Raw genomic sequence first — 3502 nt, 5'->3', positions numbered from 1 at the left:
TCGGTCAACTCGATCGGTACCGCGGACGGGCCCGGATTCCCCATACGCATCAGGATAAGTATTTATCCGACGAATTTCAGGCGTATGGCACTAGTAGGGCAGCCGCACTTATCGGCGTGATTATGTTGTGGCCTGTCGGGCGAGTCGGGTGCGGTGGTGGAACCATCGTGCTCGGGCTTGGTGGCGTCGTCTCCACCAGGTCCAGTGCAAGTGGTGCGCGTCGGTGTGTGGCCGGCGGGTAATGAGGATGAACAGCCGTTTGATCTCCGCGACGGTGAGCGCGATCAGGCCGGTGTCCGCTGGTGGGTCGTCATCCGGGCTGCTGGGCAGAACCGGTACTGGAGCACGCGTTTTCGCCTGTGCGGCAGTGACCGCGCAAACCGCGAGAGCGGCCATGGTCAGCACACGGTGACGGGCCAGCGCGGTGTAGAGCCGGACCTGGGAATGGTCGAGTCCGAAATGGTCCTTGCCGAACTCGAAATCCTCCTCGACCGGCCAGCGTAGACACGCCACCCGCACCAAGGTCATCAGTGGGACCGACCGGCCCGGCGGGACGTGGCAGTAGTGGTAGGCGACCTCCCCGGTCTGCAGATGCTTGCGCAGCAACAGAAAGTGGTGCGGGCTGCGGGTCGCGACCCACGCCCAGGCGTAACGCCGGTCGCCCTTGGACCCGGGTACCGCACGGATCTGCCAACTGTCCTGGGTGGACAACACCGTGTCCAGCACCGCGTCGGCGCGCAGCCGGACACCCGCGGTCAGGTCGGCGTGGAACGTCCGACCGACCCGCAGCACATACCCGATCCCGTTGTCCTCGCAGAACGTGCGCAGTTCGACGGAGCGTCCGTAGACCTCGTCACCAGCGCACCATCCGGGCATCGTGGCGTCGGTGACCATGTCCCGCAACATGTCCACCGCCAGCTGCGGCTTGGACCGGAACCCGGTGTCCTCCCCGATCCCCAACGCGGCCCGGCGATCGGGGTCGGCGAGTTGGTCGGCCGGAACGTAGATCCGGGCACCGACCAAGGCATGCCCGCCCGGGGTGGCGTAGGAGCAGTACACCGTGTTCACCCCGTTCGCTATCCGCCCGGCGCAGCCCATGTACTGCCGCTGCACCCCCGCTGTCGCCGCACCGTCCTTCTCTGCCCGGACTCGTCCAATGCCGCCACCACCAACGGCTGAGCACCCAACACCTCGACCACGAAACCCCGGATCGTCGCCATCGCCGCGTCGTGGTCCCACACCGTGTGGTTCAGCAGCCGCTGCGTCGGATCCGGGCACGCATCACCGGCATGCTCCGCAATCGTCCAGCCGTTCTTCCGCGGCAGGTCACTGACCAGCGCAGTCACATACTTCCCCGCCTGCCGGAACGGTTCCACCTGCCGAAACACGGCCTCAACCGCTGATGTAGCTCGGCCAGGTTCGTCACCGCCAGGGCACCCTCTACCATGGCAGCCGCAGCCGCCTCACGGTTATCTTGCGTCACAGTTTGATCATCATGGGGCGGCTGCCCCTGGGATCACTCACCCGCGTACCCCGTGAGTGCCGGTCACTCGCCGAACTCAGCGTGGTGATGCTGGATCGAGCGTGAGGGGAAGGCCGAAGGCGGTTACGTGGCGGCCGCCAACAAAGGCGTTGTTCTCCACGATCTTACTGCCCTTGATCCGGAGCACGTCGACGACCAGGCCTTCGTAGTGTGGGCTGCCCGGCCGGCGCAGGTAGCAGACCAGCGCGGGCCGGCCGTTGGCCGAACTAGGAACGGTACGCCAGTCGAAGGGCCGGCCGAGGAACTCGGCGACCGCGTCGATGCCGACGACGGGCGGGTCGGGCGGCATGGTGATGCGTACGTCGTCGGCGAGCAGGGCACGGATCGACGCCGGGTCGGTCGCGTGCGCGTACCGGTGAAGTATGTCCTTGTCCTGGCTGGTCAGGTGGGGGCGCCGCCACTCCCGTGGGTCGGTGGGTGTGTGCCGGCGCAGCGTGTCGCGGGCCCGCTGGAGCAGGCTGTTGACGGCCGCGATCGGGGCGTCGAGCGCGTCAGCGATCTCGGGTGGCGTCCAACCGTAGATGTCGCGCAGCACGAAGGCGGCCCGCTGCCGGGCGGGCAGGTACATCAGCGCGGCGATCAGCGCCAGCTCGACGGTCTCCCGGGCGGGCACGTCGGCCTGCGGGTCGTCGGCGAGCAGCGCGTCGGGGTACGGGCCGATCTCGGTGGACCACTCCAGCGGATCACCGAAAGGGACGACCCGGTTGCCGGCCGTCTTGCGGCTGTCGAGGAAGACGTTCGTAGCGATCCGGTACAGCCAGGTGCGGGCGGAGGCCCGCCCCTCGAAGCGGTCGCGGGCGCGCCACGCGCGCAGGAACGTCTCCTGCACCAGGTCGTCCGCGTCGGTCACGTTGCCCGCCAGGCGGTAACAATGCAGATGCAGGTCGCGCCGATGCTCGTCGAACGCGCGCTGCACCCAGTCCGACATGCGCTTGTCTCCCAGCCGAGTCGTCGTCATGACTGTACTGACGCGTCCGGGCCGCATCCCTCATCGGTGACCGATGACGATCGGCGCCCCCACTCGTCGGTACCTGGTGACGGGCCTCAACTCAGGAAGGACGAACCATGACGGAGAACATCGCGACCCCCCGGGTCGTCGACCGGCCGGCGTGGCTGCGGGCGCGCGACGAGCTGCTGGCACGGGAGAAGGCGCACACACACGAGGGCGACGCCATCGCCGCCGCACGTCGGCGACTGCCGATGACCCTCATGCCGCAGGTCAGGGTGATCGGCCCCGGCGGCCCGACCCCGCTGGTGGACGTGTTCGAAGGCCGGCGCATGCTCGTCGCTTACTTCCACATGTGGCACGACGGTGCGCCAGCCGAGCATCAGTGCGAGGGCTGCACATTCTTCACCTGCCACATGCAGATGCAGGACTACCTGCACGCCCGCGATGTCACCTACGCCGTGTTCTGCCAGGGTCCCTACCCGGAGAGCGCGGCGTTCGCGCAGTTCATGGGGTACCCGTTCCCGTGGTACTCGGCGTACGATGCTGACCCGGCGTTGGCGGACGGGCGCGACTTCGGGTTCATCTCCTGCTACCTGCGCGACGGCGACCAGGTCTACGAGACGTACTGGACCACCGGCCGCGGCGTGGAGGCGCTGGCGACCAGCTACCACGCCCTGGACCTCACCGTGTACGGCCGACAGGAGGGCTGGGAGAACTCCCCCGACGGCTGGCCGCGCATCGAGGGGCACCCGTGGCGGGTGGATGGCCGTCCGACGGCCCAATGGGGCCGTATCGCCCGAGACCCGGCTGGCGAGGCATCCTGCTGCAGGAATCCCGGTACGTCTGTAGGTGCTGAGACGGTCGCACTCCCGCTGAACCTTTGACCCCTGGCGGCCGATAAGTGCGGCTGCCCTACTAGGGCCTGTACGGACTTCGGATCTTTAGACGGGTTGAAGGCTTCGGATCCACAAGACGGCTCCGCGTAGATGAAGACCGGCGAGGTAGCTTTC

At 67.7% G+C, this 3502-nt stretch carries 4 protein-coding genes; 1 reads left to right on the top strand and 3 read right to left on the bottom strand.

The genetic code is table 11. The features are described from left to right. Positions 1–120 precede the first annotated feature (120 nt). The 3 genes from AB0B72_RS40075 to AB0B72_RS40065 all read right to left on the bottom strand — a co-directional run bounded on the left by AB0B72_RS40075 (position 121) and on the right by AB0B72_RS40065 (position 2501). Complete coding sequence (locus tag AB0B72_RS40075; RefSeq protein WP_367745032.1) at positions 121–1098, bottom strand: transposase; 978 nt, start codon at positions 1096–1098, stop codon at positions 121–123. Then, positions 1077–1346, bottom strand: coding sequence for a hypothetical protein (locus AB0B72_RS40070; protein ID WP_367745030.1), 270 nt, complete (start codon positions 1344–1346; stop codon positions 1077–1079). Before AB0B72_RS40070 ends, AB0B72_RS40075 begins: the two co-directional genes overlap by 22 nt. Positions 1347–1559: 213 nt before the next feature. Further along, positions 1560–2501, bottom strand: coding sequence for an RNA polymerase subunit sigma-70 (locus AB0B72_RS40065; protein ID WP_367745029.1), 942 nt, complete (start codon positions 2499–2501; stop codon positions 1560–1562). A gap of 107 nt (positions 2502–2608) precedes the next feature. Between AB0B72_RS40065 and AB0B72_RS40060 the strand changes: the two genes are divergently transcribed. Next, complete coding sequence (locus tag AB0B72_RS40060) at positions 2609–3376, top strand: DUF899 family protein (protein WP_367745027.1); 768 nt, start codon at positions 2609–2611, stop codon at positions 3374–3376. Positions 3377–3502: the final 126 nt, after the last annotated feature.

This window comes from Microbispora sp. NPDC049125 (assembly GCF_040802045.1).
GTDB lineage: Bacteria > Actinomycetota > Actinomycetes > Streptosporangiales > Streptosporangiaceae > Microbispora.
This window is presented reverse-complemented; position numbering and strand designations above follow the sequence as displayed.

Coding starts and splice junctions, on each gene's coding strand:
- AB0B72_RS40065 (WP_367745029.1), bottom strand. CDS start 2,501: ATGACGACGACTCGGCTGGGAGACAAGCGCATGTCGGACTGGGTGCAG.
- AB0B72_RS40060 (WP_367745027.1), top strand. CDS start 2,609: ATGACGGAGAACATCGCGACCCCCCGGGTCGTCGACCGGCCGGCGTGG.
- AB0B72_RS40075 (WP_367745032.1), bottom strand. CDS start 1,098: ATGGGCTGCGCCGGGCGGATAGCGAACGGGGTGAACACGGTGTACTGC.